This is a genomic window from Planktophila turicensis (SeqCode), assembly GCF_965234405.1.
GTDB classification, from domain to species: domain Bacteria; phylum Actinomycetota; class Actinomycetes; order Nanopelagicales; family Nanopelagicaceae; genus Planktophila; species Planktophila turicensis.
This window is the reverse complement of the sequence record NZ_OZ248346.1, coordinates 872,933-886,460: the sequence shown is the minus strand read 5'-3', so window position 1 is coordinate 886,460 and position 13,528 is coordinate 872,933. Positions and strand designations below refer to the sequence as shown.

Genomic DNA, 13,528 nt, shown 5'->3' with positions numbered 1-13,528 from the left:
ACTGATGCGTATTTCGGATCTGCGCGAAAGAATCGTGCTCTCATTTGGTGATGCATGGGCAACCTCCTTCTCTCAAGATATAGCTATTAGCGAATTGGGTTCTATGACGGTCAATGAGGCTCTCACTGCAGGTCGCGAAGCGGATGAAATATGGCGGGCGGTGTGCAAGCAATGTCCCACCGAGACCGAGAAATACCGTTATTAATAATGCCTGTAACTTCTGAAGTATTTTCACGTAAACCAGATTTGCCAGCCCTGGTATTGGTGCATGGATTGGGTTCAGCTGGAAATATCTGGAAGACGCTGCACGCAGGTCTAGAAGATTCATTCACTATCTATCCAGTCGATCTTCCAGGACACGGCAGCGCACCTTTGCACGACGAACCCCTTGATCCGCGCTCACTTGCGCACTCAATTGTTACAGCGATGGAGAAAGATCACGGAGTCCGTGAATTCCATGTGGCGGGCAATTCGTTAGGCGGATGGATTGCACTCGAACTTGCTGCGCAATTTCCAGACCGAGTAAAGAGCGTTACAGCCCTTGCCCCAGCTGGTTTATGGCATGAAGGACCAACGCAGAAACTTCCACCAAGCTTATTGGCGCGAATCCTTGCAAAGATATCTCAGTACTTTCTCCGCCTTGCTTACAATTTACCGCCACTCAAAGCACTGGGCTATAAGAAGATCACTCACCTTTGGCGAGAGCTTTCATTTGAATCCTGTAAAGATTCCGTAATAGCAATGGCGCGCTCTGTCGGCTATATGCCGATGTGGAAAGCTATTCGGTTTAAGAAGTTTGATTCGTCAATCTCTGAGGAAATTCCAGTATCGATTGTCTTCGGAGATTACGACTTAACTTTGCCTCACCCACGCGCCCAAGAACGTGAAGTTGCACCACGTCATTCGAAGTGGATTGTCGTCGATAACTGCGCGCATGTGATTATGTGGAACTACCCAGCGCTTACTGTTGACTTCATTAAGCGAACAGCTTTTTCACGCGCCTAGCTAAACCGCAATAACTTCCAGAACCCACGGCTCAACTCCATCAGATGGCGTAAGAGCACACGGGTATTTCTCAGAGACAATTGCATAGAGGTCTTCAGGAGTCTTCGGCATCGAACGGCTCTGCAGTAACCAGCGCGCTATTTCGCCACGAGTCTTCTTGGACATATGGGTCACGACGGTTCGTACGCCATCGACCACAGTCGAGACTCGGACTTCAACCGTGATATCGACAGGGGAGTGCCACACGGTCTTATAAGTCGATGACCGGCAATCGACAATCAGCCCCGTCTTAATGGGATCTAAGATCGCGGCCACAGGTTCGCGCATCGCCTTGTTATCAATCTTCTCTTTATAACTTTCAATCCGCTGCGTTGGACGAACTACGCCGTACTTGGCCGAGATAATCGCAAGGGCGGTCTCGCCGCGCTTCTTTGCAGCAGGGGAGAGCGAGCTCCAATCGAGGGCTTGGTAGAGAACCCCCGCATAGACGCTCATGGCCGGGGTGGGTTTATCCGTCTGGCTCTTCTTCTCGGAGGGTGGCAACAGGATCAACACGCGACACACCCTACTTGTCAGTGGCTCCTGCTACCTTTCGAACAGATGTTCGGATACCCTTTAGCCATTACGAAAGTAATAAGGCCATCAAAAGTGGCCTGATCAACCAGAGCGGTGCTCAGCCTCCGCCCACAGCGTCTCTATAACGCGAGGGCCGTCGCAGAGAATTTCCGTACCTTCTGGGCCGAATACCAACGGCTGCGCTCGCAGACGTTCGAGATGAAATGGAGATAACAATGGCTGCTGAAAAATCAAAGCCTGAAGAAAAAGTTACATCTGATCGCCAAAAGGCGTTAGATACCGCGCTTGCTCAAATCGAACGACAGTTTGGTAAGGGCTCAGTAATGAAGATGTCAGATCGACAAGCACAAGTAATCGAGGTTATTCCAACCGGTTCTGTCGCACTCGATGTCGCTCTCGGAATTGGTGGCCTACCACGTGGCCGCATCATTGAGATTTATGGACCTGAATCTTCAGGTAAGACAACTCTTACACTGCACGCAATTGCTAATGCACAGAAGGCTGGCGGTATCTGCGCATTTATCGATGCTGAACACGCATTCGATGCAGAGTATGCAAAGAAGCTCGGGGTCGATATCGATGCGCTCCTTGTGTCACAACCAGATACTGGCGAACAAGCTCTCGAGATCATGGATATGTTGATTCGCTCTGGTGCTCTCGATCTCGTTGTCGTTGACTCAGTTGCAGCTCTCGTTCCACGTGCAGAAATTGAAGGCGAGATGGGTGACTCACATATGGGTCTACAGGCACGCCTTATGTCTCAAGCGCTTCGTAAGATCACTGGCGCACTTCACCAATCAAAGACAACAGCAATCTTTATCAACCAGCTCCGCGAAAAGATTGGCGTCTTCTTCGGATCTCCTGAAACAACAACAGGTGGAAAGGCGCTCAAGTTCTATGCATCTGTTCGCCTCGATATCCGTCGCATCGAAACGCTGAAGGATGGCACCGAATCTGTCGGTAACCGCACACGCGTCAAGGTTGTCAAGAACAAGATGGCTCCACCATTTAAGCAGGCAGAGTTCGACATCATCTACGGCGTTGGAATCTCTCGCGAAGGTTCACTTCTCGATATGGGCGTCGAGCTCGGTATCGTTAAGAAATCTGGCGCTTGGTACACCTACGAAGCTGATCAACTCGGCCAAGGTAAGGAAAATTCACGCGCATTCCTCATCGACAATCCAGATCTCGCAAACGAGATCGAATCTAAGATTCGCGCAAGCTTCGTACCTGTCGAGGTAGATGCAGCGTTGATCGCAGAGATCGATGAAGCAGCAGCAGAGGTTGATTTCTAATTTCACTGCAATTTGCAAAGGTTGAACGTGGTGAGGGCTCCGACCCTTACGAAGTAGCTCACACAATTGCACTCAATGCACTTGTGGCTAGAGCGAAAAGTAAGGGCGAGCTTCTCGCTCACCTTAAGACCCGTGGCGTAGAAGATGATGTGGCGCAAGCAGTCGTCTTCCGTCTCCAAGAGACTGGCCTCGTCAATGATCGTGAATTCGCATCCGCTTGGGCAACTTCACGCCACTCACATAAGAAGCTATCGAAGCGCATCATCGCCGGTGAACTTCGTCAGAAGGGCGTTACTCAAGAGCAGATTGATGAGGCTCTCGATGGTATCGACGATGAATCTGAATACCGAGTGGCATTTGATTTAGGTTTTAAGAAGTACAACACCATGTCACGACTTGAACCCGATGTGCAGATTCGCCGAATTCAATCGCTCTTAGCGCGTAAGGGATTTAACTTCACAATCATCTCTCGAGTTCTTCGCGAACTCGATCTTGCAGGTAACTAACTACTTACCCTGCTTCTTACTTGCCTTGTTTTAGGTGCTCTGTAAGGCGCTCTGCAGTTGCCACAACAGCTGCTGCATGCAATCGACCAGGTTGACGACCTAAACGCTCGATAGGTCCGCTAATTGAAACTGCGGCGATTACTTTTCCATTAGGACCGCGCACTGGAGCAGAAACTGAAGCAACGCCTGCTTCGCGTTCTCCAACTGATTGCGCCCAACCGCGACGACGATCTGCAGCCAAGTGTGCTGCTGTGTAACGCGCATTCTTAAGGCCGCGATGAATCTTCTCTGAGTCTTCCCAAGCCATCAAAATTTGTGCAGCAGATCCTGCTTGCATCGTAAGAGAGGCACCAACCGGAACAGAGTCGCGCAGACCTGAAAGACGTTCAGCAACCGCGACGCAGATACGGATATCTCCTTGGCGGCGATATAACTGTGCAGATTCACCAGTGGCATCGCGCAACGCTGCTAACGCTGGGGCAGCAGCTGCTATAAGGCGATCTTCACCAGCAGCGGCTGCGAGTTCGGCAGAACGTGGACCCAAGATGAAGCGACCGTTGAGATCACGAGCAACAAGACGGTGGAACTCGAGCGCGACCGCTAGGCGGTGAGCGGTAGGGCGGGCAATTCCGGTAGCTGCAACAAGCTCTGCCAGCGAATGAGGCCCTGATTCGAGCGTCGCCAAGATGCCTACAGCTTTGTCTAGAACGCCGACTCCGCTATTCTTCTTATCCACGGATTGATATTAGCATCCCACTTACTGAGATGCAAAATATACGAGTTCTAAAGGAGCACAACAGCTGATGGGTAAGACGCTAGCCGAGAAGATTTGGGATGACCACATCGTTCGACAGGCCGAGGGAGAGCCAGATCTTCTTTACATCGATCTACAACTCGTACACGAAGTAACAAGTGCGCAGGCATTCGATGGATTGCGTCTTGCGGGTCGCAAGGTACGTCGCCCTGATTTAACTATTGCAACAGAAGATCACAACACACCAACGCTCGATATCTTGAAGCCGATTGCAGATCCAGTTTCAAAGCTTCAGATCGACACACTTCGCAACAATGCAAAAGAGTTCGGTGTTCGTATCCACTCATTAGGAGACGCTGACCAGGGCGTTGTGCACGTTGTTGGACCACAGCTTGGTATCACGCAGCCAGGTATGACAATTGTTTGCGGCGATTCACATACATCTACACATGGCGCATTTGGCGCAATCGCCTTCGGTATCGGAACTTCAGAAGTTGAACACGTTCTTGCTACTCAGACTCTTCCATCACGTCGTCCAAAGACAATGGCAATTAATGTCGAAGGTTCATTGAAGCCAGGCGTCACTGCAAAGGACATCATCCTTGCCATCATCGCTCAAATCGGTACTGGTGGGGGACAGGGCTACATCATTGAATATCGCGGTTCAGCAATTCGCGAACTTTCGATGGAAGGGCGCATGACAGTCTGCAACATGTCTATCGAAGCAGGCGCACGTGCAGGACTAATCGCACCTGATCAGAAGACATTTGATTACATCAAGGGCAAGCCACATGCACCTGAAGATTTTGCAGCTGCACAGGCTTATTGGGAGACACTCTTCACAGACGCTGATGCCAAGTTCGACGTTGAAATCAACCTTGATGCCAACACGCTCGAGCCATTTGTTACATGGGGAACTAACCCAGGACAAGGTTTGCCACTGAACGCATCTGTTCCAAATCCTGCAGATATTATGGATTCAGAAGAGCGTGGTGCAGCAGAGCGCGCACTTGAGTACATGGGACTTACTGCTGGAACACCGCTGAAGAAGATAGCTATTGACACTGTTTTCTTGGGTTCATGCACCAACGGTCGCATCGAAGATCTTCGTGCAGCAGCTTCGGTTATTGAAGGCAAGAAGATTGCACCAAAACTTCGCATGCTTGTAGTGCCTGGTTCAGAGCGCGTTCGTCAGCAAGCGATGAAGGAAGGCCTCGATAAGGTCTTTATCGATTTCGGCGCAGAATGGCGTAATGCTGGCTGCTCTATGTGTCTTGGAATGAACCCAGACCAACTAGCAGTTGGCGAACGTTCTGCATCTACTTCAAACCGTAACTTCGAAGGTCGCCAAGGAAAGGGTGGACGTACACACCTCGTCAGCCCGCTCGTTGCAGCAGCAACAGCAATCCGCGGAACACTTTCATCACCGGCAGATTTGTAAGAGAGGTATATGACAATGGAAAAATTCATTAAACACACTGGCACCGGAGTCCCTCTTCGTCGCAGCAATGTTGATACCGACCAGATCATTCCTGCCGTTTATCTCAAGCGCGTTACCCGTAGCGGCTTTGAAGATGGCCTCTTCTCAGCTTGGCGCAACGATCCTGAATTCGTCCTCAATAAGGATGAGTACAAGAACGGAACAGTTCTTGTTGCAGGACCTGAATTCGGAACTGGTTCATCACGCGAGCACGCAGTGTGGGCGCTGCAGAACTACGGCTTCAAGGTAGTTATCTCAAGCCGCTTTGCAGACATATTCCGCGGCAACTCACTCAAGGGCGGGCTGCTTACTGTGATCTTGCCTCTGGAATCTGTCGAAGCTATCTGGCAGGCAATCGAAGCCACCCCAAGCACTGAAATCACTGTGGATCTCGATACTCGCACCGTTTCCTATAACGATGTCACCGTTCCATTCGAACTCGACGATTACACCCGTTGGCGTTTAATGGAAGGTCTTGATGACATCGGATTAACCTTGAAACACACCGATTCCATCGATGCATTTGAAGCAAAGCGCGCTTCATATAAGCCAACAACACTTCCGATTCGCATCTAGCCACTGAAAACGAGCGTAAATCGCTGGTTTTTTATCTAGGGTGAGTTGATTGTGTAAAAGTCTCAACTTCAGAATGAGAGTTTTTTACGCATAAAAAGTTGAATTTTCGCAAAATATTTACTTGCGACACGCACGCGTCAATAACGCTCTCACCCTACAAATAGGTTTAAGTTTTACGCAGTTAAGCAAAAGCTTAATTATTTACGCGTAAAACTTAGGGGAAATCCATGAATAAGGCCCAGTTCATCGCTGCGTTGGCCCCACACTTCAACGGCAGCAAGAAAGAAGCAGCTCACGCTGTAGATATCGTTTTTGACACAATCGTTCGTAACATGTCAGCTGGAAACGATGTCATGATCAACGACTTCGGTAAGTTCAAGAAGGTTGACCGCAAGGCACGTATGGGACGTAACCCATTCACTGGCGAGACAATCAAGATCAAGGCTTCAAAGAAGGCTCGCTTCCTCCCTGCAAAGGCACTCAAGGAAGTTATCGCTGGCGATCGCAAGCTCGGCCCAGCACCAAAGCCAGAAGTAAAGCCAGCTCCAAAGGCTGCTGTAAAGCCAGCTGCGAAGAAGGCAGCTAAGAAGGCTCCAGCAAAGAAGAAGACAGCTGCAAAGAAGGTTGCTAAGAAGGCTCCAGCAAAGAAGAAGCCAGCAGCTAAGAAGGTAGTTAAGAAGGCTGCAAAGAAGCGTTAATTCTTCTTTCTCAAACTTCTATAAAACTGAGGTCGCACAATGTGCGGCCTCAGTTTTTTTATGGTTAGGATTTCAACTATGTCGCAGTTCAAGGTTCGCTACGAGCCGCCTCGCGGGTATCCGCTTGGCACAAACCTCACCTTCAAAATCTGCGCAAATCTCATCATTCCAATCTTCAATCTCTTTATGAGTCGTGATTGGAAGGGCGCTGAAAATATTCCGTCCAAGGGTCGCGTCATTGTGGCAAGCAATCACATGTCATATCTCGATGTGCTCGTCTTTACACACTTTCTCTTTCGCAATGGCCGTGCACCGAGATACTTAGGCAAAGCGGGCGTCTTTAAAGTTCCAATCATTGGCAAAATCATCTTGGCTGCGGGCCAAGTTCCTGTCGAACGCGAATCAGCAGATGCAAAGAAAGCTGTAGATCACGCCAAAATCATTCTTGAACAAGGCCATATGTTGGGTGTTTATCCTGAAGGAACACTTACTCGTGATCCCGATATGTGGCCCATGATCGCAAAGACGGGTTGTGCTCGTCTCGCACTTCAAACTGATACCCCCGTTATTCCCATTGCGCAGTGGGGTTCTCAACTTGTCGTTCCCAACTACACAACGAAGCTCAACCTCTTCCCTCGCAAGACCATCATTATCCGCGCAGGCAAGCCAGTAGATCTTTCCAAGTGGAAAGGTAAAGGTGATGACCCTCAGGCGCTTATCGAAGCAACTGCTGCAATCATGCGCGCAATTACTGATTTACTCGAAGAGATTCGTGGCGAGAAGCGCCCTGAAGTAATCTTTGACCCGCACACATCAGATTTACCACGTACAGGAAACTTCAAGAAGAAGCGAGCATGAGCAAAGTAACGGTATTCGGAGCAGGCGCTTGGGGTTCAACCATGGCGCAGGTCTTATGCGATGCTGGAAATGATGTTCTCTTGTGGGGCAGAAGCGAAGAAGTCATTGCTGAGATAAATACCTCGCATACAAATACCAAATACCTCGGGGCTCACACCCTTCCTCATGCACTCACTGCAACCACTGATCTTCAGCAGGCTTTCGACTTTTCTGAGACTTATGTATTAGCTATTCCTGCCCAGCAACTTCGTACAACGTTGCAAGAGTGGAAGCCATTCTTCAAGCCAACGTCAACAATCGTGAGCACGCTCAAAGGTATTGAGATCAGCACGCAGATGCGAATGACTGAGGTCATTGAAGATGTACTCGGCAGCCACAAGATTGCCATCATTACAGGTCCGAACCTTGCTGACGAACTCGTTCTTCGCCAACCAGCAGGCGCTGTAGCTGCGGCACCTACAACCGAACTTGCTGAAACCATTCGCGATTTATTCCGTACTCCGTATTACCGCGTCTACACATCCGTTGATGTCATGGGTTGCGAGCTATCCGGGGCAATCAAGAGCGTTATCGCTCTCGCTGTAGGAATCTCGATTGGAATGGGTTATGGCGAGAACACTCAAGCGATGTTGATTACTCGAGGACTTAATGAAGTTGCTCGACTCTGCGCAGCCCACGGTTCTGATCCACTTTCAGCAGCAGGTCTTGCTGGCATGGGAGATCTCGTCGCAAGTTGCGGCTCTCCGCTATCTCGCAACCGTACCTTTGGTGAAGTTGTGGGGCGCACTGGTTCGATGGCTAAAGCCCGTGAGGAAGTAGCAAAGACTGTCGAAGGTGTTGCTTCAGCTGGAGCAGTTGTTGAAATTGCACACCGCGTAGGGGTTGAAGTTCCTGTCATTGAGGCAGTGGGCGAAATAGTGAGTGAGCAGTTGTCGCCTGAGGCCGCACTTCAGAAATTGATGGAGATCACCACTAAGGCAGAAAACTTCATTCGATGATGCGCGTTGCAATTTTATGCGGGGGACCAGGTAGCGAACACGAGATTTCATGTCTCTCTGCCGGTGGCGTGCTCTCAGCAATTGATCGCTCTGCATATGAACCCATCCTCATCGGCATTACGCGCGAAGGTAAATGGATTGCTCTGCCTATTGATTATCCGTTAGCAATCAATAATAAGAATCTTCCAGCAGTTAGCGGCAATTTTCCTGAAGTACTTCGTGGGACCAACGGACTATCTGTAGATGGCGAAGATCTTGCAATTGATGTGATTTTTTCCGTTCTGCACGGTACATATGGAGAAGATGGACAACTTCAAAGCGATCTCGATCAGCTAGGAATTCCATATGTCGGAAGCGGTGCGGTTGCCTCTGAACTTGCGATGGATAAGTCCGATGCAAAGCTGCTCTTTGAAAAGGCAGGAATTGCTATCGCACTTGGCGTTACCGTCACTGAAGCAGAGTGGAAGCGCGACCCCAGCGCGGTTACGAAATCGATTTCAAATCTCGGCATGCCTCTCTTTGTAAAAGCTTCTCGTGGTGGCTCAAGTCGAGGGACTGTTAAAGTCAAAGAGATTGACGCATTCACTTCTGCAATGGAAGAAGCGCTCTCATTCGATTCAAAAGTATTAATCGAAAGTGGAATTGATGGCGCCGAAGTTGAATGTGCAGTGCTTGAAATTGATGGCAATCCGCAAGCTTCAATTCCTGGCAAAGTGTGGATAGATCCTCAGTACGAGTTCTATGACTATCAAGCTAAGTATCTCGATGGTGCAACTCGCATTGATATTCCGGCACCATTTAGCAATGAGATTATTGAAAAGATTCGAAGCTATGCACTCACCGCTTTCAAGGCGATTGGTGCAAAAGGTCTAGCGCGCGTTGATTTCTTTGTCACTCATAGCGGAGAAATCATTATTAACGAGATTAATACGATGCCAGGATTTACGAGAACTTCGGCGTATCCAAAGATGTGGCAAGCCACGGGAGTTGAATATTCAGAGGTAATTACCAACCTACTTAAGAGTGCATTACCTAGCTAAGTTATTAATTAGTAACAGGGCATGTAAGCGTGCGAGTAATACCTGGCACTGCTTGAACTTTGGTCAAAATTGCACGGCCGAACTCTTCCATTGATGGAGCTTCAGCGCGCATGATCACATCGTAAGGACCGGTTACACCCTCAGCGAGTGAGACTCCAGCGATCGACTTAATTGCAGCCGCAACTGATGAGGCCTTGCCGACTTCTGTTTGAATCAAGATGTAAGCCTGTACTGACATGTGAGTTCCTTCTTTCTTTCCCTGCGCTTCGACCTAACGCTATCTCATGTCCTAGTCTTGTGGCTATGGGATTTCAGGAGCGCGAAGTTATCTCTGTCTTACAGCAGATATTCGCAACCGCAGACTCTCGGCTCAAAGTCGGAATCGGCGATGATGCCGCCGTCGTAGCCACGCAATCTCAATCCATCATTACATCCGACATGGCTGTTGAGGATGTTCACTTTAAACTCGAGTGGTCCTCACCGTTCGATATCGGGCGCAAGATCACCGCTGCAAACGTTGCCGACATTCTCTCAATGGGTGGAAAGTGCGACTTCCTCACTGCTTCCGTTGCCCTTACCGGCGATGAAACTTTGCAGTGGATTGAAAATCTAGCTCGCGGAATGAAACATGAAGCAGACCTTGCCGGCGCACTTGTTGTTGGTGGAGATATTGCGCGTGGCCCCAAAATCGTCATCTCCATGACTGCTGTTGGAAACTCATCTTCCCCAATTCTGCGATCAGGCGCCAAGGTCGGAGATGGTCTCTATCTCTCATCTCTCACAGGATGGTCTGCAGCAGGGTTTGAACTACTCACCCGAGAGATTTCAATTAATAGTGCAACAGCTGAGAAAGCGCTGTCAGAATTCTCTGCACCGACTTTGGATTACACAATTGATTTTTCGGGCGCGACTGCAATGGCTGATGTCAGCGATTCGGTGCTTGTCCAGGCTGAACAGATCGCTGATGCATCAGGTGTTCAAATTTCTATTGATCAGAAGGCGATTGTGCAGGCGAGTGAATTTGCCGAACTGAGCGCATTGGCCGATGAACTCAAAGTGGATATCATGCAATGGATTCTTGCCGGGGGAGAAGACCATGCCTTACTTGCAACGGGTGTAAACCTGCCTGGAATTCGAATTGGATCAGTTATTGCAGGCTCAGGAATTTCTGGGTTAGAAAGAAAAATGACCCCAGTTTCCTGGAGCCATTTTTAGCTAAAGATAAGAATTAACGAGTTACTTTGCCAGCCTTAAGGCATGAAGTACATACGTTCTGACGCTTTGATGCGCCTGCAACGATTGTCTTAACGCGCTGGATATTTGGATTCCAACGACGACGTGTCTTCACCTGTGAGTGTGAAACGTTATTGCCAAAGCTTGGGCCCTTGCCACAGATGTCGCATGAAGATGCCATGTCGGTACTCCTTCTAGATTACAAATTCCTTAGATCTAAAGAATTCTCGTTCCTGTGAGGAACAGGGCGTAAGGGTAGCAAGAGGGGGCGGGATAGAGCGAATCCACCGAAATCCCTGCATAAACAAGCCCAACCCAGGCGATGCAAGGAGAGAATAGGCGCATGGCCACCCTCGACTCAAAACTTGTTGGAGTCTTAGGCGATCGCACCACGAAGGTGCTCCGCGATTTATTTGGGTATGTCACCGTCGGGGATTTACTCCATCACTATCCACGTCGCTATCTAGTTCGTGGCGAACTCTCAAATATCTCTGAACTCAACGAAGGCGATGAAGTCACAATTCTCGCTGAAGTCTTTAGCGCAACCAGCCGCCGACTCCATGCACGTAAGGGAAATATTCTTGAAGTAATCGTCACCGATGGTTCTGCAAAACTTTCGCTCACTTTCTTCAATCAAGCCTGGCGCGAGAAGGATCTCAAGGTAGGTAAGCAGGGACTCTTTGCCGGAAAGGTCGGAGTCTTTAACGGCAAGCGCCAGTTAGCTCATCCCGATTACGAATTAATTCCCGATGGCAATGACGTTGATGCTGCTGTCGAAGGATTCGCGGGCAAATATCTTCCGATGTACCCGGCCAGCTCAAAGATGCCTTCATGGAAAATTGCACAATGTATTGAGCTTGCAATCGGAGCCCTTGATGAAGTTCCTGACTATCTACCTGAATCTGTGCGGGAAAAGCATGGATATCCCACGCTACATCAAGCGCTTGTTCAACTTCATAACCCTGTAGATCTAGATAGCGCAGAGAAGGCACGTCAACGTCTTACTTTTGATGAAGCGTTTATGTTGCAGTTACTTCTGCTCACTCGCAGAAAAGAGTTAAAGAATCTTGATGCAGTTGCACGACCACCAATTACTGGCGGCCTGCTCGATGCCTTCGATGCATTGCTGCCATTTCAACTCACTGCGGGCCAGCGCGCTGTAGCTGAAGAGATTGCAAGCGATGTTGCACAACCTCATCCCATGCACCGATTGCTGCAAGGAGAAGTTGGCTCCGGTAAGACGGTAGTTGCGCTCCGAGCGATGCTTTCTGTCATTGATAACGGGGGACAGGCCGCACTGCTTGCACCAACCGAAGTATTAGCAGCTCAACACCTTCGCACCATGCAGAAATTACTTGGGCCACTTGCTCAAGGTGGAATGTTGGGTGGTTCAGATCTTGCGACGCAGGTAACGCTTATTACTGGATCCCAGAACGCAGCTTCCCGCAAGGAAGCTCTGGCGCTGGCAGCATCAGGTGCTGCAGGCATTGTTATTGGAACACATGCACTTCTTGGTGAAAGCGTTGCCTTTAAAGATTTGGGCCTTATCGTTGTCGACGAACAACATCGCTTCGGTGTTGAACAACGCGATGCGTTGAAGAGCAAAGCAACAAATCCGCCGCATCTTTTGGTGATGACAGCAACGCCTATTCCGCGAACCGTTGCAATGACAGTCTTTGGTGATCTCGATGTTTCTACGTTGCGCGAACTGCCGCTTGGTCGCCAGCCAATTACAACGCATGTTGTGCCAGTGCTTGAGAAGCCTGGCTTCCTTGAACGCGCATGGGAGCGGATTAAGGAAGAAGTTTCGAAAGGACATCAGGCGTATATCGTTGCTCCGCGTATCGCCGCAGGAACTTCTGAAGATAGCGATATGGATTTTCTCATGGGAGAAACTTCTACAGAGATTGCATCGGTTGAAGAGCTTGGCCCATTGCTTTCTGGAGGAGCGCTGCAAGGCGTCAAGGTTGCACCTTTACACGGCAGACAGAGTGCAGAACTCAAAGATTCGACGATGCAGGCATTTGCCAATAAAGAGATTGATGTTTTGATCTCTACAACTGTTATTGAAGTCGGTGTAGACGTTCCGAATGCGACGGTGATGGTCATTATGGATGCCGATCGTTTCGGTGTCTCACAATTACACCAGTTACGTGGACGCGTAGGTCGAGGAACATCACCAGGGTTATGTCTTCTTGTCACTAACGCTGATCCAGAAAGTTCTGCACGCGAACGCCTTGATGCCGTTGCCGGAACTCTCGATGGCTTCGAACTATCTCGCATCGATCTCGAGCAACGCCGTGAAGGCGATGTCTTAGGTGCTAGCCAATCCGGATCTCGTTCACATCTACGTTTACTTCGAGTATTGCGCGATGAATCAATGATTGAAGAAGCGCGCGTTGACGCCACTACACTTATCGAATCAGATATTTCACAATACCCACTCTTGGCTGCTGAGCTTGCACAGATTCAAGCTGATGCAGCAGCCGAATATATAGATAAGGCGTAA

16 protein-coding genes are annotated in these 13,528 nt (G+C 49.4%); 12 read left to right on the top strand and 4 right to left on the bottom strand.

Annotated features, from left to right (window positions below; genetic code table 11):
• The first annotated feature begins 4 nt into the window (after positions 1 to 4).
• Both AC8GFK_RS04530 and AC8GFK_RS04525 read left to right on the top strand, forming a co-directional pair.
• Complete coding sequence (locus tag AC8GFK_RS04530; RefSeq protein ID WP_095673716.1) at positions 5 to 205, top strand: DUF3046 domain-containing protein; 201 nt, start codon at positions 5 to 7, stop codon at positions 203 to 205.
• 2 nt (positions 206 to 207) lie between these two features.
• Positions 208 to 1,005, top strand: a complete 798-nt coding sequence (locus AC8GFK_RS04525; RefSeq protein ID WP_506624840.1) for an alpha/beta fold hydrolase — start codon at positions 208 to 210, stop codon at positions 1,003 to 1,005.
• On the opposite strand, the gene yaaA is transcribed toward AC8GFK_RS04525, so the two are convergent.
• Complete coding sequence (gene yaaA / locus AC8GFK_RS04520) at positions 1,006 to 1,560, bottom strand: peroxide stress protein YaaA (RefSeq protein ID WP_506624839.1); 555 nt, start codon at positions 1,558 to 1,560, stop codon at positions 1,006 to 1,008.
• 236 nt (positions 1,561 to 1,796) lie between these two features.
• On the opposite strand from yaaA, the gene recA reads away from it, so the two are divergent.
• Together recA and AC8GFK_RS04510 are read left to right on the top strand one after the other, a co-directional pair.
• The gene (gene recA, locus AC8GFK_RS04515; RefSeq protein WP_095673713.1) at positions 1,797 to 2,876 is read left to right on the top strand and encodes a recombinase RecA; all 1,080 of its coding nucleotides are present in this window, start codon (positions 1,797 to 1,799) and stop codon (positions 2,874 to 2,876) included.
• Positions 2,877 to 2,941: 65 nt separating this feature from the next.
• Complete coding sequence (locus AC8GFK_RS04510; protein WP_506625789.1) at positions 2,942 to 3,382, top strand: regulatory protein RecX; 441 nt, start codon at positions 2,942 to 2,944, stop codon at positions 3,380 to 3,382.
• A gap of 16 nt (positions 3,383 to 3,398) precedes the next feature.
• Here the strand turns inward: AC8GFK_RS04510 and AC8GFK_RS04505 are convergent, their stop codons facing one another.
• Positions 3,399 to 4,118: an IclR family transcriptional regulator gene (locus AC8GFK_RS04505; RefSeq protein WP_095531261.1), complete on the bottom strand. Its 720-nt coding sequence runs from the start codon at positions 4,116 to 4,118 to the stop codon at positions 3,399 to 3,401.
• Positions 4,119 to 4,185: 67 nt separating this feature from the next.
• Here AC8GFK_RS04505 and leuC point away from each other — a divergent pair, with 67 nt between their 5' ends.
• From leuC to AC8GFK_RS04475, 6 genes are all read left to right on the top strand, one after another.
• A complete protein-coding gene (gene leuC / locus AC8GFK_RS04500; RefSeq protein WP_506624838.1) occupies positions 4,186 to 5,577 on the top strand; it encodes a 3-isopropylmalate dehydratase large subunit in 1,392 nt (463 codons plus the stop codon).
• Positions 5,578 to 5,592: 15 nt separating this feature from the next.
• Positions 5,593 to 6,192: a 3-isopropylmalate dehydratase small subunit gene (gene leuD, locus AC8GFK_RS04495; RefSeq protein ID WP_506624837.1), complete on the top strand. Its 600-nt coding sequence runs from the start codon at positions 5,593 to 5,595 to the stop codon at positions 6,190 to 6,192.
• A 227-nt stretch (positions 6,193 to 6,419) separates the two neighbouring features.
• Positions 6,420 to 6,890 carry an HU family DNA-binding protein gene (locus AC8GFK_RS04490; protein WP_506624836.1) on the top strand — a complete coding sequence of 157 codons (471 nt, stop codon included), beginning with the start codon at positions 6,420 to 6,422 and terminating at the stop codon, positions 6,888 to 6,890.
• A 78-nt stretch (positions 6,891 to 6,968) separates the two neighbouring features.
• Positions 6,969 to 7,748, top strand: a complete 780-nt coding sequence (locus AC8GFK_RS04485) for a lysophospholipid acyltransferase family protein (protein ID WP_506624835.1) — start codon at positions 6,969 to 6,971, stop codon at positions 7,746 to 7,748.
• Positions 7,745 to 8,746, top strand: a complete 1,002-nt coding sequence (locus AC8GFK_RS04480) for an NAD(P)H-dependent glycerol-3-phosphate dehydrogenase (RefSeq protein WP_506624834.1) — start codon at positions 7,745 to 7,747, stop codon at positions 8,744 to 8,746. The genes AC8GFK_RS04485 and AC8GFK_RS04480 overlap by 4 nt, the downstream gene beginning before the upstream one ends.
• A complete protein-coding gene (locus AC8GFK_RS04475) occupies positions 8,743 to 9,786 on the top strand; it encodes a D-alanine--D-alanine ligase family protein (RefSeq protein WP_506624833.1) in 1,044 nt (347 codons plus the stop codon). The genes AC8GFK_RS04480 and AC8GFK_RS04475 overlap by 4 nt, the downstream gene beginning before the upstream one ends.
• 4 nt (positions 9,787 to 9,790) lie before the next feature.
• Here the strand turns inward: AC8GFK_RS04475 and AC8GFK_RS04470 are convergent, their stop codons facing one another.
• Positions 9,791 to 10,024 (bottom strand): Lrp/AsnC family transcriptional regulator, encoded by a 234-nt coding sequence (locus AC8GFK_RS04470; RefSeq protein ID WP_095531268.1) that lies wholly within the window; start codon positions 10,022 to 10,024, stop codon positions 9,791 to 9,793.
• A 65-nt stretch (positions 10,025 to 10,089) separates the two neighbouring features.
• On the opposite strand from AC8GFK_RS04470, the gene thiL reads away from it, so the two are divergent.
• Complete coding sequence (gene thiL / locus AC8GFK_RS04465) at positions 10,090 to 11,001, top strand: thiamine-phosphate kinase (RefSeq protein ID WP_506624832.1); 912 nt, start codon at positions 10,090 to 10,092, stop codon at positions 10,999 to 11,001.
• Positions 11,002 to 11,014: 13 nt separating this feature from the next.
• On the opposite strand, the gene rpmB is transcribed toward thiL, so the two are convergent.
• Complete coding sequence (rpmB, locus tag AC8GFK_RS04460; RefSeq protein WP_095531270.1) at positions 11,015 to 11,200, bottom strand: 50S ribosomal protein L28; 186 nt, start codon at positions 11,198 to 11,200, stop codon at positions 11,015 to 11,017.
• A gap of 162 nt (positions 11,201 to 11,362) precedes the next feature.
• Between rpmB and recG the strand changes: the two genes are divergently transcribed.
• Positions 11,363 to 13,528: an ATP-dependent DNA helicase RecG gene (gene recG, locus AC8GFK_RS04455; RefSeq protein WP_506624831.1), complete on the top strand. Its 2,166-nt coding sequence runs from the start codon at positions 11,363 to 11,365 to the stop codon at positions 13,526 to 13,528.

What these genes read in the sequence shown, in the direction of transcription:
- AC8GFK_RS04490 (WP_506624836.1), top strand. Translation starts at nt 6,420, where the DNA reads ATGAATAAGGCCCAGTTCATCGCTGCGTTGGCCCCACACTTCAACGGC.
- AC8GFK_RS04530 (WP_095673716.1), top strand. Translation starts at nt 5, where the DNA reads ATGCGTATTTCGGATCTGCGCGAAAGAATCGTGCTCTCATTTGGTGAT.
- recG (WP_506624831.1), top strand. Translation starts at nt 11,363, where the DNA reads ATGGCCACCCTCGACTCAAAACTTGTTGGAGTCTTAGGCGATCGCACC.
- AC8GFK_RS04485 (WP_506624835.1), top strand. Translation starts at nt 6,969, where the DNA reads ATGTCGCAGTTCAAGGTTCGCTACGAGCCGCCTCGCGGGTATCCGCTT.
- recA (WP_095673713.1), top strand. Translation starts at nt 1,797, where the DNA reads ATGGCTGCTGAAAAATCAAAGCCTGAAGAAAAAGTTACATCTGATCGC.
- leuC (WP_506624838.1), top strand. Translation starts at nt 4,186, where the DNA reads ATGGGTAAGACGCTAGCCGAGAAGATTTGGGATGACCACATCGTTCGA.
- leuD (WP_506624837.1), top strand. Translation starts at nt 5,593, where the DNA reads ATGGAAAAATTCATTAAACACACTGGCACCGGAGTCCCTCTTCGTCGC.
- thiL (WP_506624832.1), top strand. Translation starts at nt 10,090, where the DNA reads ATGGGATTTCAGGAGCGCGAAGTTATCTCTGTCTTACAGCAGATATTC.
- AC8GFK_RS04480 (WP_506624834.1), top strand. Translation starts at nt 7,745, where the DNA reads ATGAGCAAAGTAACGGTATTCGGAGCAGGCGCTTGGGGTTCAACCATG.
- AC8GFK_RS04470 (WP_095531268.1), bottom strand. Translation starts at nt 10,024, where the DNA reads ATGTCAGTACAGGCTTACATCTTGATTCAAACAGAAGTCGGCAAGGCC.
- rpmB (WP_095531270.1), bottom strand. Translation starts at nt 11,200, where the DNA reads ATGGCATCTTCATGCGACATCTGTGGCAAGGGCCCAAGCTTTGGCAAT.
- AC8GFK_RS04475 (WP_506624833.1), top strand. Translation starts at nt 8,743, where the DNA reads ATGATGCGCGTTGCAATTTTATGCGGGGGACCAGGTAGCGAACACGAG.
- AC8GFK_RS04525 (WP_506624840.1), top strand. Translation starts at nt 208, where the DNA reads ATGCCTGTAACTTCTGAAGTATTTTCACGTAAACCAGATTTGCCAGCC.